Here is a 234-nt window from a genome sequence, read left to right on the forward strand (position 1 = left end):
GCCAAGTCGCCCGAGCGGTACAGTTTCTCCCCCTCCGCAAACGGGGAATCGACGAACTTCTCCGCCGTCAGATCCGGACGGTTCAGGTATCCTCTCGCAAGGCCTTCCCCGGCCACGTACATTTCGCCCGCTACACCGATCGGCACAGGCCGGCGGTTTTCATCAAGGACGTACACCCTCAGCGTCGGGATCGGCTTGCCGATATTGCTCTTCGCCGCCTCCATTTCGACCCAC

Annotated in this window: 1 protein-coding gene; it reads right to left on the bottom strand. The window is 62.0% G+C overall.

Features of this window, described 5'->3' with window-relative positions:
- On the bottom strand, positions 1-234 hold a 234-nt coding region (locus G9G57_RS25540; protein ID WP_164965702.1), incomplete at both ends, for an AMP-binding protein.

Source organism: Paenibacillus sp. EKM211P (assembly GCF_011066175.1).
In the GTDB taxonomy this organism is placed as follows: domain Bacteria; phylum Bacillota; class Bacilli; order Paenibacillales; family Paenibacillaceae; genus Paenibacillus; species Paenibacillus polymyxa.